This window comes from Chryseobacterium camelliae (assembly GCF_002770595.1).
Classification (GTDB): Bacteria; Bacteroidota; Bacteroidia; order Flavobacteriales; family Weeksellaceae; genus Chryseobacterium; species Chryseobacterium camelliae.
The window spans coordinates 687338-711985 of record NZ_CP022986.1; the positions used below are offsets into that span (position 1 = coordinate 687338).

Here is a 24648-nt window from a genome sequence, read left to right on the forward strand (position 1 = left end):
GGTGGTTTGCTTTTACAGGAACCGGAATTTATTCATTCTGAACGTCCTGCAAAATTTCTTTCTTATCTATGTCCGGGTCTTCAACAACAAGGTTTTCAAGGATGAAGGTCTGCCGGTCAGGGGTATTTTTGCCCATATAAAATTCCAGCAGCTGATCGATGGTCTGGTCTTTACCAAGAACGACCGGTTCCAGCCGGATATCTTTTCCGATGAAGTGCTTGAATTCATCCGGTGAAATTTCCCCTAATCCTTTGAATCGGGTAATCTCAGGATTCTTGCCCAGTTCATTAAGTGCTTTGATCCGTTCTGCCTCACTGTAGCAATACCGCGTTTCCTTTTTATTCCTTACCCGGAACAGCGGTGTCTGTAAAATGTACAGATGGCCGTTCTTAATCAGGTCCGGAAAGAACTGAAGGAAAAATGTGATCATCAGGAGGCGGATGTGCATCCCGTCCACATCGGCATCGGTAGCTATGATAACGTGGTTGTACCTCAGGTCTTCCAAGCTTTCCTCAATATTGAGTGCAGCCTGAAGCAGGTTGAATTCTTCATTTTCGTATACGACCTTTTTGGTCAGCCCGTAGCAGTTGAGCGGTTTCCCTTTCAGTGAAAAAACCGCCTGGGTTTCTACATCCCTGGACTTGGTAATAGATCCTGAAGCAGAATCTCCCTCAGTAATAAAAATCTGGGTATCCCCTTTTCTTTCAGCCTTCTGATCATTGTAATGCTGCCTGCAGTCACGGAGCTTCTTGTTATGAAGCGAAACTTTTTTAGCTCTTTCCCGGGCCAGTTTCTGGATTCCGGAGAGTTCCTTCCGCTCTCTTTCGGAGATGAGGATTTTTCGCTGGATGGCTTCGGCGACCTCGGGGTTCCTGTGCAGAAAATTATCCAGTTTGCTTTTCAGGAAATCGATAACAAATGTCCTTACGGTAGGGCCGTTTGGGCCCATATCATTGGATCCGAGCTTTGTTTTGGTCTGGGACTCGAACACCGGTTCTTCCACATTGATGGAAATGGCAGCAATAATGGATTTACGGATATCCGAAGCATCGAAATTCTTGTTGAAAAATTCCCGGATGGTCTTCACGTATGCTTCCCGGAAGGCATTCAGATGCGTACCTCCCTGGGTGGTATTCTGTCCGTTGACAAAAGAAAAATAGGTTTCGGTCTGGGATTTATCTGAATGGGTGATGGCCAGCTCGATATCTTCATCCTTCAGGTGAACGATAGGATAAAGGATATCACTTTCCAGCTCTTCTTCCAGCAGGTCTTTCAGTCCGTTTTCGGAAAAATAGGTTTCCCCGTTGAAAATAATTTTCAGTCCCGGATTCAGGTATGCATAATTTCGCAGCATCCTCTCGATGTATTCTTTCCGGAATTTGAAATGAAGGAAGATCCCCGAATCCGGAACGAAAGAGATTTCTGTTCCGTTACGGTCGGAAGTATCTTTTTCTTCGTGGTTTTCTACAATCATCCCTCTGGAGAACTCAGCAGCTTTCATCCTGCCGTCCCGGAATGACCGTACACGGAAATACTCGGAAAGGGCATTCACAGCTTTCGTACCCACCCCGTTCAGTCCAACGGATTTCTTGAAGGCTTTACTGTCATACTTTCCACCGGTATTCATTTTGGAAACGGCATCTACTACTTTACCCAGAGGAATTCCCCGGCCAAAGTCGCGGATGCTTACTTTTCCGTCATCCACTTTTATTTCAATTCTTTTCCCTGCTCTCATCCTGAACTCATCGATAGAGTTGTCCAGAATTTCTTTCAGGAGGATGTATATACCATCGTCTGCCGAAGACCCGTCGCCCAGCTTACCGATGTACATCCCGGGACGCAGGCGGATGTGTTCCTGCCAGTCCAGGGTTCTGATATTATCTTCGGAATAAATAGGATTTGTTTGTTGTGACATATGTAATTTAGAGAACACACAAAGATACGAAATTAAAGAAAAATATCCCAGTTTTCCATTGTGTTTTCGATAATTTTTAGTTATTTTTTATTGCATATCTCCCGGATGAATATTACATTTACATTATTCATTTATACACAGGTAATTATTAATTTTATTACATTAATAATCCCAAATCAAACCTTATAATTTTAATTCAACCATCATATTAAGAAAATCATGAAAACATAATACAGAACCGTCATTATAAAACTAATCACCAAAACTCAATTTTTATGAAAACAAAACTACAGGCCTGCATTATCAGCGAACAGGACGGCGGCGAGGCCATTGCCCGTTTGCTCAGCAGTGAGTTTCCCGAATTTGAAATTGCTTTCCGGAGCAGCAATATCCAATGCGTTTCAGATTATTCCCCAAACAGCTTTCCCGACCTCTTTTTTCTGGAGACCCAACTGATCAATGATCCTTCAGACCTTTTCAGGTATTTCGGGGAACATCTGTCCCATATCATTTTCATTACAGATTCCGAAAAATCAGCCATTAAGGCGGTTAAAACGGGCGTCGGCAGCTGCCTGATGAAACCGGTCAGAGATCTCGAATTCGTTATCAGTGTTAATAAAGTCCTGGACAGCATCCGCACCACCCGTACCTTACCGCATGTTTCACCCTGCAATAAGGTCAACCTTCCTACCCTGCAGGGATTTAAACGGGTATCTGTAGATGAAATCATCCGCTGCGAGGCAGATTCCAATTATACATTCATCTATCTCGCAGACCGATCCAGAGTTGTGGTCTGCCGGACATTATGCGATTTTGAAAAATCATTTTCTGAACACAGCTTTTTCAGGATCCATCACAAACACCTCATCAATCTCGAGCATATGAAAGAGTACATTAAAGGCAAAGGCGGACAGGTGGTTATGACAGACAACTCAGTGCTGGATGTTTCGGTACGCAAAAAATATGATTTCCTACAGAGGTGCTTATAAACGTCGGAAATACAGTTATCTGCATAAACGTTACACTTGCTCAGATAGCAGCGGGCACTTAATCACCGGGCCTGGTACAGTTACCGGAAGAAGTTTACTTTTAACAGACAACAACCAAAAACTATTACTATGAAAGCACATGTATTTTCTATTAAAGCCCTGGTGGCAGCCGCACTTATCCTTTCAGCAGAGATCCAGGCACAGGTCTGGTATGTTAACGGGAACTGGGGTACGAACAGCAGTAATTACGTGGGAACAATCGATCCTGCACCCCTGTATTTCAGAGTGAACGGACAGGATCCGAATCCCGGACAGGCCATACTGAGTGAAACAGGATCATTCTTAACTGAAAGTGTAAACAATTCCAATATAGCGAAAGCAAAAGGAAGTTTTGTTGCAGGCTCAGACAATGTTTTAGGACAGAACGCCAACAGCTCCTTAGTTGGCGGATGGGGCAATGATTTATCAGATGCCGGAGGAGCCAATCTTGTTGCAGGTCAGTCTAACCGGGTGGTGAACCAGGCCGGAAAATCGGTTGCCCTGGGCTGGAATAATATTGTAAGAAATGCCAACCAATTTGCGATAGGTGTGGGCGTAGACCTGAAAACTGAATACTCAGGAGGGTTCGGAGTCGATCTTATCGCTACAGGAAATCGCTCATTCGTCATTGGATCGGGATCCCATGCTTCAACCAAATTAACGAATACGATTCCCTATTCCATCATGCTGGGCATGTCCAATGTATCCACGATGCTCATCAAAGATCAGCAGGTGGGTATCAGGACGACGACGCCTACCGCCAACTTTCACACTGTAGGAACGGTAAGGCTGCAGGGTTTGCCCAACGGAGCAGGCAGAGCCCTGGTGGTTGACAATGACGGAAATGTGATGATGGCCAACACCGTGCTGTATAAGCAGTCCAACCAACAGGACACCGACCTGCAAGGCCAGATTGATGAGCTTAAAAAAGAGGTTCAGGAATTAAAAGAATTGTTAAAACTGAGCAAGACCAATGTAGACGTCAGCGCTGTCAGTACCCGTGAGCCGAAGCTTTTCCAGAACGTTCCCAATCCAGGCAAAAGTGAAACCACTATTCCTTACTATCTGCCGGAGGGATCGGGAGAGGCAGCCATTTCTATCTACAGCATTTCCGGCCAGCTGGTAAAAACGATCGCTCTTAAAGAAAAAGGCCGTGGCAGCCTTACCATTACAGGCCTTCAGGGGGGATCTTATGTATACCAGATGAGTATTAACGGGCAAAGTATCGACAGCAAAAAAATGCTGATGAGGGACTAGGCATATCATTGTAACTTTAGTATAATCAAGCTATTCCGCTCCGGGATAGCTTTTTATTTTTGTGTGGGCCCGGTTGAATCATTATCCTACGCAGATGACCAGAAACATTTTATGGTGTTGGATTACAGGAAATCAGGACCACCTTTATACAGGATAACATTACACTTAATCAAAAGATTGTTACACATAGATACCGGTCATTGACTACAGTGAAGGTTATCATTAGACTTGCATGATAATCATAAAACTTTTACCATGAGACACAATTTTATTCTCCCTTTGCTGATATCTGCGATGACGGGAGTATCTTACGGACAAAATATCGTAAGGAATCCAAGCTTTGAATCCGGCCCGGCTCTATGCAATCCCAACGACCCTAATGGAAACGGTCCATTTTATCTTGCCCAGAATTATGCAGATTACTGGACAGGCATTAATCCTGCCGAACCGGGTAACCATCCTGTCAACACAGGCAATATAAGACAAAACGGACCTACCTGTTTCTATTCTCAGTTCCCTGCAGGACTCAGTGCGAATAACGGTGCCCGGGCCATATACATCAATCTGGAACACGTATGGGATATCCATGACAGCAGAGCAATTGGCCAGTTGACCACCGGGACCATCAAGGGTGGTACGTATAAAATATGCCTTGCTGCGGTGGGCTTTCCTAACCTGCCCTATCAGGTTCCGAATAACAGAAACATGCTTCAGGTCGTTTTAATAAAAAACAGCACCGGCCAGGAAAGAATCATCAGCGAATTTACCATTCCCAAAAACACAGGAACGCAAAGCTGGAGAAATTATGGAAATTCGTTCACTATTTCACCGATAGAATCAGGTATTTACGACAGGGTCCAGCTCAGAATAAAGCCTGCATCCGATATCCAGTTTCCGGCGGGAACGTCTTACAGTGAAGGTGCTTTCATAGACAATGTGATCATAGGTCCTGTTAACAGTACTGTATCCCCCTGTGACGGAACATATGACCTGGCAGCTTTTGACAACAATACAGATATAGGGGCGGAACCTTATGAGCCTGGCGCTAACTGGCAGGTTTGGCAAAGCAATGATTTATGGAACAGAGCTACAAACGGTGGTTCGGTAAGCAGTAATCTGATTGCTGAGAATGTAGATTCAACTCCCGGCCACAACAATCTTCTGCGTTTCAGGGTAAGGAACAGAGGTGTTTCAACCAGTAATCCTTCCCATGCACGGCTGTACTGGACTGTGGGAACAACCGGCGGAGAACCCTGGCCTAAAGCATGGGACGGCAGCATAGCAATCAATCCTAACGGACAGACCACTCCCGGAGGTATGCCTATTGGCGGTGAGATTACAACAGCCTATCCTACAAGTAACACTTCCTCAGCCCAGATTCCCATGATAGGCAACGGGGTCAATATCACGATACATTCTACCTATTCGGCATCCGGTTTTGATATCCCTCCGTTAAAACCCGGTGAAGAGTATATCATCAATGCCTTATGGGATCCGAAAACTCCTCAGGAATTCGGATTAGATCCGGCAGCCAATCCACAGATCTGCTTTTTAGCCCGGATTGTAGACCCTAACGATCCTATGTATGATGAGCGTGTAACCAGCCCGTCTTACGGATTCAGTGATAATGTAAGGTCCAATAACAATATCGTTACCAGAAATTCTACCTTCGTGAATTTACCTGGCGGAAATATTTTTTATAAGGGAACCGGCAGCATATTTTTCAGTAACTATGCTGATTTTGAAAGGAATTTTGATTTCAGAATCAGAGAAATCTCCGGAACTGATATCCCGTTCAGCCAATACGGCAACCTCATCATTACATTGGATGACATTCTATTCCAGAAATGGGTACAAAGCGGGTCCGATGCGGAAGGCATTGAAATACAGGACTGGGAAAAACATGAACTCAGGGTCATGGATATGGCCAATGCAAAATTGAAAAACATTAGTCTGGAGCCGGGAGAGCACAGATCCATTTCTTTATCATTTGCCCTTACCCAGCCTACAGGCATGATTGAGAGTTTCCATTTCACAGTGACCCAGAACCCTACCGAAAATCCGGAAGAGGAATACGGAACCGCATGTAACTTCATTGTTGCCGTTAATGCCGATATGCCTGATACCGGCGAAAGTTTTTACAACAGCGACGAAGGAAGCTCAAAAAGCCCAGCATCGGCATCCGTATTTGGCGGAGAAATCATTTTATCACCTAACCCGTCCTCAGGAACTTCTGTTCTGGAATTCACGCTGAACGATGACGCCATACTCAATATAGATTTGCTTGATTCGTTTGGTAATACTGTGAAAAGCTTTAGCAGGAGGGAAAAGTTCAGGGCCGGAAGGCAATCTGTAATGCTTGATTTTCCGGATACGAACCCTGGCATCTACCGATTACTCATTCATACGCCTACGGAAAGAAAAATAATTAATCTGATCAGAAAATAGGCGTTATCTCCTGATCTGTCTTTACGGCATCTGCTGCTTGGAAAACAGGCTTAGGATAAGGTAGACATTATAAGGCGTTGCTGAGCCATACTACAGTAGGGATCAAATAATGACTATAGGCTGGCCTATGGTCATTATGATACGGAAATACATCAGTTCAAATCCGGTTGATGTTCCATAGCAACCATATTACATCTGCTATCGGAACAGGTACATTTAATCAAAAACATCATGCACTTGCTATCCGGCTGTAGCATCCTGAAGATTTTACCGGTACATTTAAGCAGACATAACTACAAAAACTTTAATTATGAAAACGTATTTACCAAAGGAATGCATTAAGCATTCATTACCCAACTTCAGGAAATTCATCTTGGTTTTTCTGATGGCCCTTTCTGCCCCCATTGATGTTTCGGCACATGCTTCCACGATTACAAGGAAATGGTGCGGCGGCTTCTTTCACAGGAAATTTGTTGCACGGGCGCAGACTTCTGCTCTGATATTCACAAAATACCAGTCAGGTTACAACTGTATAGGTCAGTACATCGGTACAGCCAATATCGGAAGCTACGGAGTTACCTGCAGTGATGAGAGCAAAGGATGCTCCAGGCCTCAGGTAGCTACCTGCAGCAAAAGCGGCGTTGTATATGACAGGCTGTACGGTGCCAGCGGATGCACATTTCAGTATACCGCTCCCCATTCTTACTCAGCGTATGCTAAAGCTCAGCATCTGGTAGGAGGAATTTATCTTACCTATTCAGCTTCCGGAAGAGGCGGCGCAGGATTTCCTGGTATTTTCACAGACGGTACCGGAAACATTGCAGCTGCTGATAACGGTACTTCGTTCAGTGAAATAACAGGTGAAGTTGATATCGATGATGCCAACAGGCTTATGGTAAAGAATATGAATGGCAAACTGAGCATTACCAGCGGCACCAATTATTTCAGCAACATAAAAATGGTCATCATCAAAGAAAAAGAGGGTATTTCTGATGATGAAGCATTGCAGAATGAAGAAGCGGTTCAGAACGGAACCTATCCTGACGTGGTCTATACTTCCCGGCTGGATGTTTCCAAAAACGGAATCAGCCATTCAGGGATCTTCTCCAAAGGCCTGGCCAGTGGAACGATAAAGGAATTTTCCGCAAATCAGGAAAACGGAGTGAATTTCAACGGATTTTCCATTGTGCTTCCTGTGCAGGTCAGCCTGCAGCCTGATGAAAAACTGACCCTGGTAACGGTTGTTGACGGAGCGCTTGATCCTGCTGCAGGTCCGGAAGACAAAAACAGTGGTGCTGAATACTCCAAAAATAACGGAACAATACCCGGGATCCAACTATATCCGAATCCGGCCAGAGAATATGTAGATGTGCATACCCATCTTACCGCAAGGGAAACGATGACTTTCAGTCTGGTCAATCCATCCGGAAAAGAATTCATAAAAGAATCGCATACGGTAGAAAGCGGCCGCCAGAGCACGCGCCTGAATACACGGCATCTCTTACCGGGCGTCTATCTCCTGGAGATCAGAACACAGACTAAGACCGACACTCAGAAACTCTTGATTTCACCATAAAACATTGGGACACAAAGGACTGCTTTAATTGTAAAGCAGTCCTTTTTTTATGGCATGACCTGCAATTCAGAATTAACCCCCTGGGGTGGCTGTTGATCGGCTCTTACATTCACATCTTACAGATTCCCTGACGAAGATCAACAATGATCTTTTTATCCACAACCATTGTTAAAACAGTCTTTCTCCCTGAAACTATTCGTATTTTTGTTGATACAATTTTTTATCATGTCAATTTTTTCAGAAAATATCAGGCTTTTGCGCAGCAAATCAGGAAAGACGCAGCGCGAACTGTCCGAAAAGATACAAATACCTCCTTCCCGATACAGCTCCTATGAAAACGGTAAATCAAGGCCTCCTGCCGATGTGCTGATCAGGATGTCCAGGATATTCAACGTAAGCATTGATCTGATGCTCTCAGTAGATTTAACGAAACATCCCCTGGAAGATATGCTGACACTTCCGGATAACAGGATTGTCCTGCCGGTTGTGGTGGACCAGAACGGAGAGGAAAGTATAGAAATCGTGCCTCAGAAAGCCACCATGGGCTACCTCCGGGGATACGGCGATCCGGAATATATTGAAAGCCTGGAGCGGATCTCGTTGCCATTTCTGAAGAACGGAAAGTTCAGGGCTTTTCCGGCAGACGGAGATTCAATGCCGCCGTTCAAGGACGGTTCTTTTATCATCGGGAAATATATGGAAGGCATCAATGACCTGAAGTCCGGCAACACCTATATTTTCATTACCCTTAATGAGGGGATTACCTACAAACGGCTAAGGTCCAAAAACGCAACTTCATTAACAGTAGCCTCTGACAATACGTTTTACGAACCGTATGATATACCGCTGAATGAAATCATTGAGGTCTGGAAATATGCTACCGGAATCTTCCCGCAGGATTTCTGATCTGTACAATCGCTATGGATATCGTGATGTCAAATATTGGATTGGACCGGACCTGGGAAATCAATATAAAAGTATCCGGTTTTCTTTTGTGATACGAAAATTCCGAGTAAATTCGGTATACCAAAAAATTTGATTCCATGATACAACTTCCTTTATCCAAGCTTTCCGATGTCGGGACCACTATTTTCAGCCAGATGACACAGCTGGCTCAGGAGCACGAGGCCATCAACCTTTCACAGGGATTCCCGGATTTCATGCCGGATCCTGCCCTGCTGGATTATGTGGACCATTTCATCAAAAAAGGATTCAATCAGTATGCACCTTTGGGCGGCATGATCGGATTAAAGGAGGAAATTGCCCGGAAAATCGAGGATAGTCATGGAGCCGTTTACCATCCCGATTCGGAGATTACGGTAACGGCAGGCGGAACACAGGCGATCTTTACAGCCATTGCAGCATTGATAAAAAAGGATGACGAAGTGATTATCTTTGAGCCGGCCTATGACTGCTATGAGCCTACCGTAGAGCTTTTCGGAGGTATCGTAAAGCGTTTCGAAATGAAAGCCCCAGATTATGAAATCGACTGGAATGCGGTGAAAGGGCTTGTTTCAGACCACACCCGGATGATCATCATCAACAACCCGAATAATCCGGCAGGAAAGATTCTCCATGAAAATGACCTTAAGGAACTGATCAATATCGTAAAAGATACCTCCATCCTTATCCTGAGTGATGAGGTTTATGAAAATATCGTTTTTGACGGAAAAGCGCATCTGAGTGTCAGCCAATATCCTGAGCTGAGGGAAAGAAGCCTTATGGTAGCCTCATTTGGGAAACTCTTCCATGTCACGGGCTGGAAAACCGGCTATTGTGCCGCTCCGAAAAACCTGATGGATGAGTTCAGGAAGGTACATCAGTTCAATGTTTTTTCCGTCAATACCCCGATGCAGCTCGCTCTGGCTGAATACATGAAAAACCCCGACCATTACCTGCACCTGGGCAGCTTTTTCCAGGAGAAAAGGGATTTCTTACGGCAGGGGCTTGCCGGCACCTCTTTTGAGCTGCTGGATTGTGAAGGCACATACTTCCAGGCGGTGAGCTACAGTGAAATTTCAGATCAGGATGACCTGGACTTTGCCACGATGCTTACAGAAAACCATAAAGTGGCTACGGTACCGTTTTCTTCTTTTTATAAAAACAGGCTGAATGAGCATGTCATCCGCTTGTGCTTTGCCAAAAAACAGGAAACACTGGAGCGTGCGCTTGAGCACCTGTCCAAATTATAAATAATACGGCGGCTGAGATTATCAACCGCCATATTATTTTTAGTTCAATCTATATCAGACAAATGCTATAAGAACATGCCGCCGGAAGCTTCAATTCTCTGTCCGTTGATCCAACGTGCCTCTTCTGTACAAAGGAATGCCACGATGCCGCCGATGTCATCCGGGACTCCTGCCCTTCCCAGAGCCGTAGCATTCGCAATCATGGCATTTACCTGCTGGTCATCCCGCGTTCTTCCGCCGCCGAAATCCGTTTCGATAGCTCCCGGAGCAATCACATTGGCTTTGATTTTCCTGGGTCCCAATTCCTTGGCCATATATTTCGTCAGCATTTCCACTCCGGCTTTGATTGAACCGTATACGGATGACCCCGGTAACGGAAAACGGGCCAATCCAGAGGAAATATTGATGATTCCGCCCCCTTCATTGATAAACGGCAGGAACTTCTGGGTGAGGAAGAATACCCCTTTAAAGTGAATATCCACAATATCATCCAGCTGCTCTTCGGTAACTTCAGGGATGGGTGCATACAGCGCAGTACCGGCATTGTTGATCAGGTAGTCAATGTTCCGGCTGCCCGTATTGGGTTCCAGATGGTCGCCTACGGTTTTTACAAAATCGTCAAAGCTTTTGATGTCTTTTGTATCTAGCGGATAAGCAATGGCTTTTCTTCCCAGTGCCTGGATTTCACGAACGGTCTGTTCCGCCTCTTCCCGGTTGGTTTTATAGGTAAGGATAATGTCAAGGCCTTTCGCAGCGGTCTTCAGGGCTGCATTTTTCCCTAATCCGCGGCTTCCGCCTGTAATCAATGCAATTTTTGTTCTGGATTCCATATTTCAATTGTTTTTTAATGGGACAAAGTTCCACATTACACGAAGCAAATCCTTTGCCCGAATCAAACTGAAATTTGCAAAATTCAAATCAGGAACGGAATTCTACCGGGGTCAATGCCGTTTTCTTCTTGAAGAAATTGGAAAAATGGGCGATCTCTTCAAATCCCAGGGCATACGCTATTTCAGAAACATTCCACCGCGTCTGTCTGAGCAGGATTTTGGCTTCCTGCACTACCCTTTCGGCAATGATCTCAGTAGTGGTTTTCCCGGTGCTTTCCTTCAGCTTTTTATTCAGATGGTTGACATGGACGGCCAGCCGGTCTGCATAATCTTTGGCAGTCTTCAGCTGTAACCTCCGGTCTGTACTTTCAATGGGAAACTGCCGCTCCAGCAGTTCAAGAAAGAGGGAGACCACTCTCAATGAAGCGTCATTGGCAACAGGAAGTTCGGCGGCCGGCTGCAATTTCTGCCCATAATGGATCAGTTCGGCAACGTAATTCCGGATCAGGTCATATTTAAATGGGTAATCGGAATCTATTTCCTTTTTGATTTTACCGTACAGCAATTCTATCTCATCAGCCAGTTCATCATCAATCTCAAACAGCGGTACTGCTCCGGGCTGGAAGATCGGCAGCTCCTCAAGAATATTGCGGGGCCGGTCCTTACTCATGAAGTCTTCCGTAAACACACAGAAACTCCCCTTCTGGGCCGAATCTTCCGGGATCCAGTGGTATGGCACCTTAGGCGTGGCAAACAGCAGGGCATTCTTCTCGATGCGGATGGTTTTATCGGCATATTCTGCCCTGTTTCTTCCGCGGATCAGGCTGATTTTATAGTATTTCCTCCGGTTATAAGGCATCTCGGAGGTTAATTTGACCTGCCGGAGGGTTTGTGCGATATCAAAAACATTAAAGTGCCCGATTTCCTTATGAAGCCCTTTGGGAAAAAGGCTGTCGATATCTTTACCGAGCTTCAGGGTCATTTCCCGGTAGAAGTCTTCCAGGGAACTGTGTGAGGTATGGACGGTTTTTTCCATGGTGAGGATTTGTACAATTCAAAGATATGAAAATAGGAATTTCTATCCGGAATGCACGATTTATGGTTACAATTTATTTTTTAGAATGGTATATGATAAGCAGAATTTAGGGCGATTACTTCCGGAAGAGCGATGCATGTGTCATGTTACCGGAATCGGATTATGAAGATTCTCTATTTATTGAATAAGATAGCACACCTACGGCGTGCCTTAAATGTACTACTGTTTATGTACTGTTTATGTACTACATAGATACTGCTCCATCCGGAGCAGAATTTTTAAAATAAAATTTCTAACAAGTTTAAGTTAATATAAAAACTTTTAAAATAAAATTCGCTCGCAGATCAGGCGGATTATGCAGATCCGAATACAAATCAAAATCTGCGCAACCTATACAATCAGCGAGTTATAAAAACAGATTTCGCAGTTATGGCAAACAGGCAGAAAAAAGCGCTTCCAATAAGATCATTGAAAGCGCTTTTATATAACTAATCTCAATCGTATTTCTAAACGTTGAATCTGAAGTGCATGATGTCCCCGTCTTTTACGATATATTCTTTTCCTTCCACGGAAAGTTTACCGGCTTCCTTCACTTTCGCCTCGGAACCGTAGGTCATATAATCGTCATACTTGATCACTTCCGCACGGATGAATCCTTTCTCAAAATCGGTGTGGATTACCCCTGCTGCCTGTGGTGCTGTCCATCCCTGACCAATGGTCCAGGCTCTTACCTCTTTAACCCCGGCCGTAAAATAAGTCTGCAGTTTCAACAGGTCATACGCCTTTCTGATCAGACGGTTTACACCCGGCTCTGTCAGTCCAAGCTCCTCAAGGAAAATCTCTCTTTCCTCAAAGGTTTCAAGCTCGTTGATGTCAGCTTCGATCTGTGCAGCCAGTACCACCACTTCTGCACCTTCATTCTTGGCCATTGTTTCAATTTTACCGATCCACTCATTGCCGTTTTTGATGGAATTCTCGTCTACATTACAAACATAAAGCACAGGCTTGTTGGTCAACAGCTGAACTTCGGAGACAATAGTCTGCGCGAAATCATCCATCGGAAATTCACGTGCATTTTTGCCATCTTCCAGGAACTTCTGAAGGTTCTGCAGTATTTCATACGTAAGCAGGTCTTCCTTTTTACCGGATTTAATGAATTTCTTTGCTTTCTCAACTGCCTTTCCTACGGTTTCAAGGTCTTTCAGCTGAAGTTCGATATCAATGATTTCTTTGTCTCTTAACGGGTCTACAGAACCTTCTACATGGACGATGTTCCCGTTGTCAAAACATCTTAATACATGAATGATGGCTTCGCACTCCCTGATGTTGGCCAGGAACTGGTTCCCCAGTCCTTCTCCTTTGCTGGCTCCTTTTACCAGGCCTGCAATATCAACAATCTCCACTACCGCCGGCAAAACCCTTTCAGGCTTTACGATCTTTTCAAGCTCGAATAAACGCTGATCCGGTACGGATACGGTTCCGAGATTGGGCTCGATGGTACAGAAAGGATAATTGGCTGACTGTGCCTTTGCATTGCTCAGGCAGTTGAAAAGAGTTGATTTACCTACATTCGGCAAGCCTACGATTCCACATTTCATATTGTAAAATTCTAAGTTTTAAATTTATCGCCCGGGGTTAACAATAGTTCCTTATCAATATGGAAACCCCGGGCTTTCAGGCCGCAAAGATAGTGATTTTAAGGACAGTTTCATAATAAAAAATCTGCCGGAAAACCGGCAGATCGTGACTGTATTGTGTCGAAATTTGTTTTATGTTATGGATTTGCACCAGTAGCATCCTGTGCCTGTTCTGCATCGTCCGGAAGCGTTTCAAGCGTTTTATCCAGTGCAAACAGCGATTCGTCCGTTGCCCTGTCTCCCCCTGCAATTTTCAGTTTATCAATCAGGTTCATGGCAAATGTTTCTTCTTCAATCTGTTCTTTCACGAACCACTGAAGGAAATTCCATGATGCCCAGTCTTTCTCTTCCAATGCCATATCAACCAGTTTATAGATGGCGGTCGTATTATCCACCTCATGCTGGAAAACAAGGTCGAAGCAGTGCGTTAGGCTTTTTGGTTCTTCTCCCGGAGCTGGCAATTCGGTAATTTTAGGCTTACCTCCTCTGTTCAGTACATACTGCATGAATTTTACGGCATGGTCCCTTTCTTCCTGGGCATGGCGAAACAGAAAATTTGAAATTCCACCGTATCCTTTATCGGCAGCCCAGATTCCGTATGAAAAATAAACTCTTGACTGTAAATCTTCTGTATTCATCTGGTCGCTTAGTGCCTTTTCAAGCCTCGGTGAAAGTCTGTTGGTATTCATAATTTATATTTTTGATGATTATGCCAGATAAGATGCAAAAATAGTTCCGTGAAAGAACCGATCAGTTATAGCAATCTTTAAACAACACAAACAACCTATTGAAAAACAATCATTTACCCTTTAGTTTATAGTTATTCTAAACTTCATCCGGCGATTAAACCTGTATTTTGTGGCGAGATCTTCTCTTTTTCAAGCTTTATCAATTCTTAATTCCGGGAGCTTTTTCCTGCTTTCCGCTGCAATCTTTTTTTCAAAAAGGATTTCCGCTTCAATCAGGGCTAGGCTGGCGGGATTTTGTTGAGGTATAGGCCGACAATGGTATTGATAATTGATCATTGATAATTGATGATTCATTGCGTAGAAACAGTTACCCTTAAACAGCAAAAAATCCCGCAGAAAAACTTACGGGATCATGTATATACTTTTATACGGTTTATTTTATTTTCCGGGCCATATAATCACTTTCATTTCCAAGGCGGTCGATCGCTTTAACGGCTACGCCATTCAGTACTTTTCCGCCTTTGGATTTCGGGATGTCTCTGGAAAGCTGGTCCAGGGTCAGGATTTCCGTTTCCCATACACCGTTATACTGGGTGAACAGCACCCATTGGAAAACTTCCTTGAGATTGGAAGTACTCCAGCTTGCCCGTACAGCATTTCCGGCGTCAGCCACAAACAATGTCGGCGCCTTTAGCGGGACAGCTTTGATCCAGGGTGATTTAGGCACCAGGACTTTCTCTTTGTACGGACCATTTTTAAGCGCAGACAGCATACCCGGATTTTTCGTAAGCCCGGCAATGCTCCAGTGGATCTCACCGGCATCACTGCCCAAAACCTGACGGGAAATATCGATCTGGTTTCGGATCTCAGAAGGTCGGTCATGGGACTTGACCTCAATGGTATTCAGGCCAGGCCATAAATGCCGTTTCATGGTATTTTCAGATGCCCACCAGTTGAGCAGGGCACCGAAGCCCTGTCCTTTGGAATCTACCGGCCAATAGAGCTGGGGCGAAAAATAATCTACCCAGCCTTTATTCAGCCATAATTTTGCATCGGCGTACAGCTCATCAAACTGGGATGAACCCACAACCCCCTGAGGATATCCCGGTTTCCAGATCCCGAACGGGCTGATCCCGAATTTTACATAGTCTTTTTCCGCATGGATCTCTTTGTAGATCCGCTCTACAAATCTGTTGACGTTATCCCGTCTCCAGTCGGCCCTGGATAAGGTACCTCCGCTGCTTAGGTAAGCATTCCAGCTTGCCGTATCCGGGAAATCCGCACCGCGGTTGTAGGCGGAATACGGATAAAAATAGTCATCAAAATGTACTCCGTCTATATCATATCTCTTTACCAGGTCTCTCACGACATTGGAAACGTGGCCCTGCGTTTTGGGATTCGCGGGATCGAACCAGTACATTCCGTTTTTAAGCCTCACCACCATATCGGGAAGCTTATTGACCATTGAAAGGCTGCTGACCGGTCCGCCGTTGGAATGGTGGGCACGGTAAGGGTTCAGCCAGACATGCAGCTCAATCCCTCTTTTATGCGCCTCTTCAATCCAGAACTGCAGAGGATCATAATTCGGGTAAGGGGCACGGCCTGTTTCGCCGGTCAGGAAGTAAGACCAGGGTTCGATTTCACTGGTATATAAAGCATCCGCTGAAGGACGTACCTGGAAGATGACGGCATTAAAATTATTATCGGCAAGCATATTCAGCATGCCTATCGCTTCGGCTTTCTGCTGCTCTACGGATAAATTGTTCCTTGACGGCCAGTTGATATTGGCGACACTGGCCACCCAGGCGCCGCGGAATTCACGGCCGATCACCGGAAGATTGGTCCTGTAGTTTTCTTCCGGCTCTGCTTTTATAGGAGGCGGTTTAGGAAGGGATGCTGTCTGAGGAGCCGGTTTCCTGCCCGTACTGGAGGTCGCTGCTTTCTGTGAAGAGCACGATCCCATGGCAATAGCTGAGAAAAACAGGGCCGGATAAGTGATATTTCTGATGTTCATAAAGCAAAAATAATGTTATTCCTTTTTATTAGGAAATAGGATGGTCCCAAAATGATGCATGGAATATGAATTAACGGTTATTTTTTTTGATTGCTGTCATTATTCAAGTCTTTCCTGAAGCACGAATCCTTCCCTGCCATCCTGAATTCGTATATGGTACCATGATCCGGTTACCGCAAGGATCCGGACGGAAGTTTTGTCATTCAATACATCCAGGACTTCATACTGAATTCCCGGACCTGAACGAAGGTTGGTTCCCGCTTTACTATATTTCGATTCAGGAACAGTGGTTTTTGAATTCAGTTGAGGCACCGGCCGTGTCCTGATGTAAGGATAAGGATCCACTGCTCCTCCCATAGTATAGATTCCGAAATGGAGATGTGTCGGTCCTCCTGCGGCATTTCCTGTATTGCCTACCCAGCCCAGTGTGTCGCCGGTCTTTACCTTTCTTCCGCTTGCGGTCAGGATGCTGTCGAGATGTGCATAGTAAAAGGAATTTCCCAGCACTGCATCCCGCTGCCACACCTGTTTACCACCCAGCCCCTGATTTCCGGTACGGGTAATCAACCCATCGGTCACTGCAACGACCGGCGTTTTTCTCGGCGCAAAAATATCGACGCCTTCATGACTCCTGCCGCCGCCGTCCCGGCTCGCGCCCCAGAAACTCTGGACATTACGGTTTCCTTTGCCTGCCACCGGGAAAGCCAATGATGGCTGTGTATACCATATCAGCCCAAAATTTTCGGAAAACTGTATTTCCGGCTGTATGACCACTTTATACAAACCGGTATTTTCTATTGAGGCTGAAAACTTATTGTTAGCCATCAGGCTGCTTTCAGCCTGACCAGCTCCTGAACCCGGAGCCAGGATGTCAACAAAAATCTTTGTGTTGGGGTTGCTGACATTGCTTTCAATGATGAGCTGCTCGCCTTTTTTCAGGTCCAGTGAATAGCCGATGGCGTTTCTGCCGGTTAAATCCGCCGCCATCGTGAATGGAGTTCCTTCAGGAATAGTAAGCCGGTTCGCTACCGCTGTGGAAAAACTTCGTTTCCAATTGGCCATGGCAGTATCGGATCCAGAAAAGCTGCGCTCGTATTTACTGCGTTCAGAAGTTTCAAAAATATTTTTGGGCACTTTCAGTCCGTCACAGGATAGCAACAGGAGCATGGTTCCAACGAACAGTGATGCGGGTTTCAGTTTACTCATGACTGGGAAAATGCAAAAATGCAGCCGTGGCAAGAAATGGCGGATGATTGCTTAAGCAACTGATACAAGCTTCCGGAAATGCTGAAAATCCTGGATGAGAAGATCAGAAAATAAAAGTCGAACTTTATGCGGATCAACAGGCTTTTAACGCAATTGCATAAAAAGCTATTGTCTGGTTTGGTTATGGTCCGGCTATATGTTATTAAGTATAAATCAAACCTTCAAGGTTTTGAAAACCTTGAAGGTTTAATCCGATCATACAGTAAATGTTATTGTTCAAAAAGAAAATCTTTGTACGCACTTTTTTATGCAGGAAGATTATTCATCTGAACTTCTGATCCTTTTAAAAATAAATTCCCTGTTATTTTTGATGACCCGTAATGTATCTCCTTCAGCTTTCTTTATGATCCTGAACGGAAGCTCCACCTCCCTCCAATAGACCGGAAAATCACTATCCTGAAGGCTGCCTGGAGTCAATAACCTTCTCTCTTCAAAATTTGCGGGATAGTAAATGAAGTTATATTTTTCATTGATGTACCTTTCGTCATTAATGATAAAAGAGTGTCCGATATTAAACATGCCTTCCCCCGGAATCTCTGCATCGAATGTATAATGGTTGAAATCTTTCAGATCGGTTTCTTTCTGATGGCATCCTACCATCATAAAGCTGAATACCACCGCCATAAAAAGCACATAAAATTTGTTCATATTCATCCTATTTTTCAGTGTAAACGGGAATTTAAAAAGCCTCCCGTATGATACGGAAGGCTGATATGATATGCTGAAACCATCAGTTTTCAGTGATTGTTGAAATTAAGCTTTTGCGCCTCTTTCCACTCTTTTTCTTTCTTCTTCGGAAAGGATTTTCTTTCTCATACGGATGAAATTCGGTGTCACCTCAATGGCTTCGTCACCCTGGATGTATTCCATGCATTCTTCCAGTGAGAATAAGATTTTCGGAGCGACTCCGGTATCTTTATCTTTTCCTGAGGCTCTCATGTTGTTCAGCTGCTTCGCTTCCACAATGTTTACCACAAGGTCTCCCGGCTTGTTCTGCTCACCGATGATCATTCCCGCATAGATTTCCTCACCCGGATCTACGAAGAACTTACCTCTGTCCTGTAATTTAGCGATGGAATATTCCGTAGCAGGTCCCTGGGTTTTGCTGATCAGTACCCCGTTGTTTCTTCCCGGAATAGCACCTTTGAAAGGCTTGTACTCTGTGAAACGGTGTGCCATGATCGCTTCTCCTGCCGTAGCGGTAAGCATCTGGGAACGCAGTCCGATGAGACCTCTGGAAGGAATTTCAAATTCCATATGCTGCATTTCACCTTTGGTTTCCATGATGTGAAGGTCCCCTTTTCTCTGGGTAGCCAGGTCGATTACTCTCGAAGCATATTCTTCCGGAACATCTACTACCAAAGATTCATAAGGCTCCAGTTTTTGTCCGTTTTCGTCTTCTCTCAGGATCACCTGCGGCTGACCAATCGTCATTTCGTAGCCTTCTCTTCTCATCGTTTCGATAAGAACCGATAAGTGAAGAATACCTCTACCGAACACAAGGAACGTGTTGGCATCATCCGTCTGCTGAACTCTCAAAGCAAGGTTTTTCTCCAGTTCTTTGGTTAACCTTTCTTTCAGGTGGTTGGACGTTACATATTTACCGTCTTTCCCGAAGAACGGAGAGTTGTTGATGGAGAACGTCATGTTCAGCGTAGGCTCATCGATAGCCGTTCTTTCCAATGGCTCAGGATTTTCAAGGTCTACGAATGAATCACCGATCTGGAAGGCATCGAAACCAACTACGGCACAGATATCACCGGCCTGTACTTCGGTTACTTTTTTCTTTCCTAATCCTTCGAAAACATATAATTCCTTTACTTTTCCTTTTACAATCTTTCCGTCTGCCTGGGCAAGACCGATCCACTGGGATTCTTTGATCTCTCCTCTGGTTACTTTCCCGATCGCGATCCTTCCTAGGAAAGAAGAGAAATCCAGGGAAGTAATCTGCATCTGAAGGGTTCCTTCGCTCACTTTAGGAGCCGGAACATATTGCAGGATACCATCCAGTAACGGTAAAATATCTTCGGTCTGCTCCAGTGACGTGTTGAACCATCCCTGTTTTGAAGACCCGTAGAACGTTGGGAAATCCAGCTGCTCTTCCGTAGCTTCCAGGTTGAAGAACAGGTCGAATACCTGATCGTGAACTTCATCCGGACGGCAGTTCGGTTTATCTACCTTGTTGATAACCACCAATGGCCTTAATCCCAGTTCCAGGGCTTTCTGAAGTACGAAACGGGTCTGTGGCATCGGACCTTCAAAAGCATCTACCAACAGGATCACCCCGTCTGCCATTTTCAGAACCCTCTCTACCTCACCACCGAAATCGGCGTGACCAGGGGTATCGATTACATTAATTTTTGTGTCTTTATAAGTAACAGAAATATTTTTGGATAAGATGGTGATCCCTCTTTCTCTTTCAAGATCATTGTTATCCATGATCAGTTCTCCACTTTCCTGATTTTCTCTGAAAATGTTTGTAGCATGAATGATTTTATCAACCAGAGTCGTCTTCCCGTGGTCAACGTGTGCGATAATCGCAATATTTCTAATGTTTTGCATGAATGATTTTTACGGGTGCAAAAATAGTGATTTTAAACCAAATATAACGTATGTTGTATAATTATTTAACAATTTAATAATGAGTGGATTATTTATAACAAGCATGTGAAAACCCTGCGATAGCTCTATTCAGGCATATTTATCTGAGCACAGGGGTGTAGTGATATACAGAAGCCCGGATCTTCGATCCGGGCCTCTGCTGACTTAATATATGCAGTTGAAATGCAGTACGCTTATACGGTCTGCTCTTCGTGTTTTCCTTCGTTGATTTCCTCAACGAGCTTTTTGTTGAATGCCGGTAAATCTTCCGGAGTCCTGCTCGTTACCAGTCCATGGTCGGTAACTACTTCGCTGTCTTCCCAGTCTGCCCCGGCATTTTTTAAATCTTTGCTGATGGATTTTACGGAAGTCATATTTCTTCCTTTCACAACTTCAGCACTGATCAGGATCTGTGGCCCGTGGCAGATTGCTCCTACCGGCTTGTGCTGTTCAAAAAAGTCTCTTACAAAGCTTAATGCCGTATCATTAGTTCTTAAGGTATCCGGATTGATCACTCCTCCGGGTAACATCAGGGCATCATAATCTGAAGCGGAGGCTTCGTTCAGTGTTTTGTCTACGGTATATTCTTTACCCCAGTCTTTTTCAGCCCATGCTTTGATGGTTCCTGCTTCAGGGCTGATGATGTGGGCGGTCCAGCCTTGCTGTTCCAAATGTTCTTTTGGTGATTTCAATTCGCTTTCTTCAAATCCGTGGGTGGCCAAAATGGCAATTTTCTTAGACATAATTTTTAATTTGGTGTTATATGGTTAATGACTAAGAAAAAATGGTGCCGTGAGAAAAATACAAATGCTAAATGTTTGTTAAAAGATAAATTGTTTATTTACATGGGTAAGATTTCAAACGAGGTGGTCGTTAATCTCTTTTAAGTATTTGAACATATTTTTGGTCACAAAGGTCTTCGAAAGACTCAGCATAACCTATTTCACTTAGCAAATGATAGCCCTGTTTAATGATCTATGCTTTTTGTGATGAGCAAAAACAAAAAAATCTGCGTGTGAATAAAAAAACCGTTGATGGGACCAAATTCTTTGAAAAGGATGTTTCAGTTTCAAAAATGATAAAGCAGCGCATAAATGATCAAACTCTGCAGGAGGATGACCAATGCGGTTTTGAAAAGAAAGGATTTTTTAGAGGTTTTATGCCGGTAGGAAATCATTCCGAGGATTGCGCCGGCGGTTCCGCCAAGGAAAGTCAGAAAAAGGAGTACCGATTCCGGAATTCGCCGCTGATGCTTTTTAGCCCGGCGTTTGTCGAGGCCGAATGTAAGGAAGGTGATCAGCGTGGAGATAATGAAAAAATACTTCATGAGGGGCAAAGATAGGAATATTCCGGGGAAGTTAATGGCGAAAGGCTGATCGTCAATGGTGAGTTTTTGCAGCGGTGCGAGAGAGATTTCAACACAAAGTTCTCTTAACGCCGGCGCGTATCTTAAGGGAGCAAAGAATGGCGGCAAGCCGCTGATGAAGCGCGGGGTATAAAGTTTATGAAGTCCGGTGGGTGTTGGAAAGTGCAATGGCACAGGAGGACTTTAAAAGCTTTGCATAAAAGGCGCTGAGATTTTATCTTTGATAAAATTGTGTACTGCAGAAATACCTTAACCGAAATTCCCCTCCGAATTTCGGGGGGGGTGGCAAAATTCAAGGAATTTTTGACGGGATGCTTCTGGAATGAATGGCCGGTAGTGAATGTAAATGGCCACAGTATTTTCAATGGTCTTTGCGGCTTTGCAAAATTCCAGCCTTCAATTCAGAATTTCAGACCGGTTGGAAATTGCCGCCGGAATTTTTTATTTTTGCTGTATCTAAATTTGAATATCAATGACCGTACACGATCTGGTGGGCAGCTATACTGTCCAGGGCAGCAACCAGGAAGCAGGCGATCTGGCAACCTACAGAGGCATCCTGACCTTAACCCTTGATGAAAACAACCGGATCATTGCGCAATGGATCATCGGTGACCATGAGCAGAACGGGACCGGATTTTACAAAGACGGAATTGTAGTCATCAACTTTCATTATACCGGCGATGATGGCCAGGTATATAAAGGGGTCGCAGTGTACCGGTGCATCAGCAATGATACCTTGGACGGTTTCTGGTCTGAGAAATATGGCGATCCGAGGTTCCTGGGGAGCGAATACTGCGTGCGGATCCAGGATTCGGAATTCCTGAACTGATCTGCGCCGTTGAAAGATCAGTTCCAGAGTTATGTATTCTGTAGATTTTTACGTTCGATCAGCTTTCTGATCCTATCCATCAGGCAGTCCAGTATTTCATCCATGATGAGCAGCTTCTCCCCGGAATAATAGTCGATGTTGTCGGTGTACCGTAACCCGGCATCTATGGTCCGGTAGAAATCGGGGCTCAGCTTACCGAACAGGAACTCGATTTTCTCCATCGAAGGGTCTGCGAAAACACACAGTTTCCAGATGCTGAACGCATTGAGGTAATGCGGCATATACGAATGCAGGGAACCGTAGAGGAACACCCGGAAGGCATTCATCACACACCGGGCAAAAACGGCTGCAAAACCATATCCTTATCATTCTCAACATGTTTCCGCATGGCAAAATACTGTGCAACATAGCCCTGTAATGCGACATGGTATAAATCCATATCCCCGTATTCAGCGATGTGCGGTTCCTCCCAGTGAATATCAGGATGCAGGTCATCGGTGGTGAACATCCTGTTCTGAACGGTCATGATCTGCCGCATCAGATGCTGGCCGTTGAATAAGTGTTCCTGAACGGAAATCCTGCTGTGGCTTAAGATGACAACACCGGCTGATCCGCAGCTTTTCGCCTGTACCGAATCCTGGATCCGGATGATTTTCTCATTGCCCAGCCCCTCCCCGATCACCAGAAGGTAATACAGCCTGATCTTCCGCTTGTTCTCAAAGGTATCTGCCGTATGAAACAGGAAAATTTCCTCCGGATCTGCTGTTTTACAGATGGAAGTGATGATCATGTCCAGGTTTTCGTCGTTGGTTTTGTTTTCTGGAATTTCCGCTTCGGCAGGTAAAATGGGAAATTCCGGTTCCAGCATAGCCTTCAGTTCTTTGAACCGGTGTTCTATCAACAGGTATAATTCCGATTCCAGATGCTGTATCGCGCTGTACAGTTCCGTCCGGATGTCCATTTCATCCCCCGATTCCGCAGCGTTTACGGCAGCCTCCAGTTTTGAGATCAGGTAATAGGTATTCCCGTTTTTCCTTACCAGCAGCTTCTGCAACAGAGGAATATGCAGGGTTAAATCTTTTATTCTCTGATGCTTGTTTTTATGGTCCCTCCGGTCTCCCAGATACAGATATTCCAGGTAATCCAGATCATGCTCAATCAGCCTGATGTACATCAGATACGTGCTGATGGGTGAATGCAAGGCGTGGAACCGGTCGGCTTCCGACTTCAGCAGGTCATGGTCGTGGTAAAATTCTTCCCTGAAAGAGGCATACCTTTTCATCCGCTGTTTTCCGGTTTTATCCGTATGGTAACAGGCCCGAACAGGATCTTTACTGTAGATCAACAGTGACGGATGGGTATAGCAGTACACCAAAGGATAGCCTTTCTTCAGCCGGTACTCTACCGTTTGGGGGCAGGAGACATATACTTTTGTCTGATGCTCCGAAAAGGCTTTGGTGACCCATTTTCTTCCGCGGATCAGTTCAGCATCCTTATGCGATTGGGTCATGAGAAAGAGATGGCCATAGCCTGTCTGATCCGTAGGACGGTAATAGATCTGTATCACCATATTATTGAGGCATTCCTGCCGCAGCTGATTCCGCAGGTAGTCATTGTCCAGGGGAATCATCATTTTTTTTGTTGTGTCCATTGTTGTGTTTTTTTAGATGGTGAAACGAATTTCCCATACGCGGACAGGTTATCCAAGTTTGCGTAAGACTATGAAAGCCGGAAAAACGGATGTTCCATCCCTTCAGAACGGTTATTATTCCTTTCTGCTACTTTTTTAGTTGGTCAACTGAAAAAGGTCTCATTCAACAAGTCTTGATACACTCCACTTCGTTGCGTATTCGAACAGACGACGACGGAAATCAATCTATGACCAACACTGCGGCATCGTCCGTTCGAGTTTTTTTCGCAGCAACGCGGAGAAAAATGTATCGAGAACCGGTGAGTAGCAAACA

21 protein-coding genes are annotated in these 24648 nt (G+C 44.8%); 7 read left to right on the forward strand and 14 right to left on the reverse strand.

Features of this window, described 5'->3' with window-relative positions; genetic code table 11:
• Nucleotides 1-28 precede the first annotated feature (28 nt).
• Nucleotides 29-1915, reverse strand: a complete 1887-nt coding sequence (locus tag CGB83_RS03180; protein ID WP_100074482.1) for a DNA topoisomerase IV subunit B — start codon at nt 1913-1915, stop codon at nt 29-31.
• Between the two features lie 275 nt (nt 1916-2190).
• Here CGB83_RS03180 and CGB83_RS03185 point away from each other — a divergent pair, with 275 nt between their 5' ends.
• The 6 genes from CGB83_RS03185 (at nt 2191) to CGB83_RS03210 (ending at nt 10416) form a co-directional block, all read left to right on the forward strand.
• Nucleotides 2191-2904: a LytR/AlgR family response regulator transcription factor gene (locus tag CGB83_RS03185; RefSeq protein ID WP_100074483.1), complete on the forward strand. Its 714-nt coding sequence runs from the start codon at nt 2191-2193 to the stop codon at nt 2902-2904.
• Nucleotides 2905-3033: 129 nt separating this feature from the next.
• The gene (locus CGB83_RS03190; protein WP_100074484.1) at nt 3034-4200 is read left to right on the forward strand and encodes a T9SS type A sorting domain-containing protein; all 1167 of its coding nucleotides are present in this window, start codon (nt 3034-3036) and stop codon (nt 4198-4200) included.
• 255 nt (nt 4201-4455) lie between these two features.
• The gene (locus tag CGB83_RS03195; protein WP_157761280.1) at nt 4456-6648 is read left to right on the forward strand and encodes a hypothetical protein; all 2193 of its coding nucleotides are present in this window, start codon (nt 4456-4458) and stop codon (nt 6646-6648) included.
• A gap of 310 nt (nt 6649-6958) precedes the next feature.
• Entirely contained in the window at nt 6959-8224 is a 1266-nt protein-coding gene (locus CGB83_RS03200) for a T9SS type A sorting domain-containing protein (protein ID WP_100074486.1), read from the forward strand.
• A 225-nt stretch (nt 8225-8449) separates the two neighbouring features.
• Nucleotides 8450-9130: an XRE family transcriptional regulator gene (locus CGB83_RS03205; RefSeq protein ID WP_100074487.1), complete on the forward strand. Its 681-nt coding sequence runs from the start codon at nt 8450-8452 to the stop codon at nt 9128-9130.
• A gap of 137 nt (nt 9131-9267) precedes the next feature.
• A complete protein-coding gene (locus tag CGB83_RS03210; protein ID WP_100074488.1) occupies nt 9268-10416 on the forward strand; it encodes a methionine aminotransferase in 1149 nt (382 codons plus the stop codon).
• Between the two features lie 65 nt (nt 10417-10481).
• Here the strand turns inward: CGB83_RS03210 and CGB83_RS03215 are convergent, their stop codons facing one another.
• The 11 genes from CGB83_RS03215 to CGB83_RS03260 all read right to left on the reverse strand — a co-directional run bounded on the left by CGB83_RS03215 (nt 10482) and on the right by CGB83_RS03260 (nt 21816).
• Nucleotides 10482-11246 (reverse strand): SDR family NAD(P)-dependent oxidoreductase, encoded by a 765-nt coding sequence (locus CGB83_RS03215; protein WP_100074489.1) that lies wholly within the window; start codon nt 11244-11246, stop codon nt 10482-10484.
• An 88-nt stretch (nt 11247-11334) separates the two neighbouring features.
• Nucleotides 11335-12282: a helix-turn-helix domain-containing protein gene (locus CGB83_RS03220; protein WP_100074490.1), complete on the reverse strand. Its 948-nt coding sequence runs from the start codon at nt 12280-12282 to the stop codon at nt 11335-11337.
• A 506-nt stretch (nt 12283-12788) separates the two neighbouring features.
• Nucleotides 12789-13880, reverse strand: coding sequence for a redox-regulated ATPase YchF (gene ychF / locus CGB83_RS03225; RefSeq protein WP_100074491.1), 1092 nt, complete (start codon nt 13878-13880; stop codon nt 12789-12791).
• 176 nt (nt 13881-14056) lie between these two features.
• On the reverse strand, nt 14057-14608 hold the full coding sequence (locus CGB83_RS03230; RefSeq protein ID WP_100074492.1) for a ferritin: 552 nt from the start codon (nt 14606-14608) through the stop codon (nt 14057-14059).
• A gap of 189 nt (nt 14609-14797) precedes the next feature.
• Complete coding sequence (locus tag CGB83_RS20285) at nt 14798-14962, reverse strand: hypothetical protein (RefSeq protein ID WP_172954675.1); 165 nt, start codon at nt 14960-14962, stop codon at nt 14798-14800.
• 79 nt (nt 14963-15041) lie between these two features.
• Nucleotides 15042-16622, reverse strand: coding sequence for a glycoside hydrolase family 10-like protein (locus CGB83_RS03235; RefSeq protein WP_100074493.1), 1581 nt, complete (start codon nt 16620-16622; stop codon nt 15042-15044).
• Nucleotides 16623-16721: 99 nt separating this feature from the next.
• Nucleotides 16722-17828, reverse strand: a complete 1107-nt coding sequence (locus CGB83_RS03240; protein ID WP_100074494.1) for a M23 family metallopeptidase — start codon at nt 17826-17828, stop codon at nt 16722-16724.
• Nucleotides 17829-18146: 318 nt separating this feature from the next.
• Nucleotides 18147-18536 (reverse strand): hypothetical protein, encoded by a 390-nt coding sequence (locus tag CGB83_RS03245; protein ID WP_157761281.1) that lies wholly within the window; start codon nt 18534-18536, stop codon nt 18147-18149.
• A 105-nt stretch (nt 18537-18641) separates the two neighbouring features.
• Entirely contained in the window at nt 18642-20450 is a 1809-nt protein-coding gene (typA, locus tag CGB83_RS03250; RefSeq protein ID WP_100074496.1) for a translational GTPase TypA, read from the reverse strand.
• 233 nt (nt 20451-20683) lie between these two features.
• Nucleotides 20684-21232: a type 1 glutamine amidotransferase domain-containing protein gene (locus CGB83_RS03255; RefSeq protein WP_100074497.1), complete on the reverse strand. Its 549-nt coding sequence runs from the start codon at nt 21230-21232 to the stop codon at nt 20684-20686.
• A 326-nt stretch (nt 21233-21558) separates the two neighbouring features.
• Nucleotides 21559-21816 carry a DUF1294 domain-containing protein gene (locus tag CGB83_RS03260; protein WP_100074498.1) on the reverse strand — a complete coding sequence of 86 codons (258 nt, stop codon included), beginning with the start codon at nt 21814-21816 and terminating at the stop codon, nt 21559-21561.
• 511 nt (nt 21817-22327) lie between these two features.
• On the opposite strand from CGB83_RS03260, the gene CGB83_RS03265 reads away from it, so the two are divergent.
• Complete coding sequence (locus tag CGB83_RS03265; RefSeq protein ID WP_100074499.1) at nt 22328-22684, forward strand: hypothetical protein; 357 nt, start codon at nt 22328-22330, stop codon at nt 22682-22684.
• 29 nt (nt 22685-22713) lie between these two features.
• Here CGB83_RS03265 and CGB83_RS03270 read toward each other — a convergent pair whose 3' ends face one another.
• Nucleotides 22714-23013, reverse strand: coding sequence for a hypothetical protein (locus CGB83_RS03270; RefSeq protein ID WP_157761283.1), 300 nt, complete (start codon nt 23011-23013; stop codon nt 22714-22716).
• Nucleotides 23010-24335: a hypothetical protein gene (locus tag CGB83_RS03275; RefSeq protein WP_100074501.1), complete on the reverse strand. Its 1326-nt coding sequence runs from the start codon at nt 24333-24335 to the stop codon at nt 23010-23012. The genes CGB83_RS03270 and CGB83_RS03275 overlap by 4 nt, the downstream gene beginning before the upstream one ends.
• Nucleotides 24336-24648: the final 313 nt, after the last annotated feature.

Excerpts from the sequence above, each read along its gene's own strand:
- CGB83_RS03195 (WP_157761280.1), top strand. The coding sequence starts at position 4,456 with ATGAGACACAATTTTATTCTCCCTTTGCTGATATCTGCGATGACGGGA.
- CGB83_RS03205 (WP_100074487.1), top strand. The coding sequence starts at position 8,450 with ATGTCAATTTTTTCAGAAAATATCAGGCTTTTGCGCAGCAAATCAGGA.
- CGB83_RS03200 (WP_100074486.1), top strand. The coding sequence starts at position 6,959 with ATGAAAACGTATTTACCAAAGGAATGCATTAAGCATTCATTACCCAAC.
- CGB83_RS03245 (WP_157761281.1), bottom strand. The coding sequence starts at position 18,536 with ATGAACAAATTTTATGTGCTTTTTATGGCGGTGGTATTCAGCTTTATG.
- CGB83_RS03260 (WP_100074498.1), bottom strand. The coding sequence starts at position 21,816 with ATGAAGTATTTTTTCATTATCTCCACGCTGATCACCTTCCTTACATTC.
- CGB83_RS03190 (WP_100074484.1), top strand. The coding sequence starts at position 3,034 with ATGAAAGCACATGTATTTTCTATTAAAGCCCTGGTGGCAGCCGCACTT.
- ychF (WP_100074491.1), bottom strand. The coding sequence starts at position 13,880 with ATGAAATGTGGAATCGTAGGCTTGCCGAATGTAGGTAAATCAACTCTT.
- CGB83_RS03210 (WP_100074488.1), top strand. The coding sequence starts at position 9,268 with ATGATACAACTTCCTTTATCCAAGCTTTCCGATGTCGGGACCACTATT.
- CGB83_RS03215 (WP_100074489.1), bottom strand. The coding sequence starts at position 11,246 with ATGGAATCCAGAACAAAAATTGCATTGATTACAGGCGGAAGCCGCGGA.
- CGB83_RS03265 (WP_100074499.1), top strand. The coding sequence starts at position 22,328 with ATGACCGTACACGATCTGGTGGGCAGCTATACTGTCCAGGGCAGCAAC.
- CGB83_RS03275 (WP_100074501.1), bottom strand. The coding sequence starts at position 24,335 with ATGGACACAACAAAAAAAATGATGATTCCCCTGGACAATGACTACCTG.
- CGB83_RS03240 (WP_100074494.1), bottom strand. The coding sequence starts at position 17,828 with ATGAGTAAACTGAAACCCGCATCACTGTTCGTTGGAACCATGCTCCTG.
- CGB83_RS03230 (WP_100074492.1), bottom strand. The coding sequence starts at position 14,608 with ATGAATACCAACAGACTTTCACCGAGGCTTGAAAAGGCACTAAGCGAC.
- CGB83_RS03185 (WP_100074483.1), top strand. The coding sequence starts at position 2,191 with ATGAAAACAAAACTACAGGCCTGCATTATCAGCGAACAGGACGGCGGC.
- typA (WP_100074496.1), bottom strand. The coding sequence starts at position 20,450 with ATGCAAAACATTAGAAATATTGCGATTATCGCACACGTTGACCACGGG.
- CGB83_RS03255 (WP_100074497.1), bottom strand. The coding sequence starts at position 21,232 with ATGTCTAAGAAAATTGCCATTTTGGCCACCCACGGATTTGAAGAAAGC.
- CGB83_RS03180 (WP_100074482.1), bottom strand. The coding sequence starts at position 1,915 with ATGTCACAACAAACAAATCCTATTTATTCCGAAGATAATATCAGAACC.
- CGB83_RS03220 (WP_100074490.1), bottom strand. The coding sequence starts at position 12,282 with ATGGAAAAAACCGTCCATACCTCACACAGTTCCCTGGAAGACTTCTAC.
- CGB83_RS03235 (WP_100074493.1), bottom strand. The coding sequence starts at position 16,622 with ATGAACATCAGAAATATCACTTATCCGGCCCTGTTTTTCTCAGCTATT.
- CGB83_RS20285 (WP_172954675.1), bottom strand. The coding sequence starts at position 14,962 with ATGAATCATCAATTATCAATGATCAATTATCAATACCATTGTCGGCCT.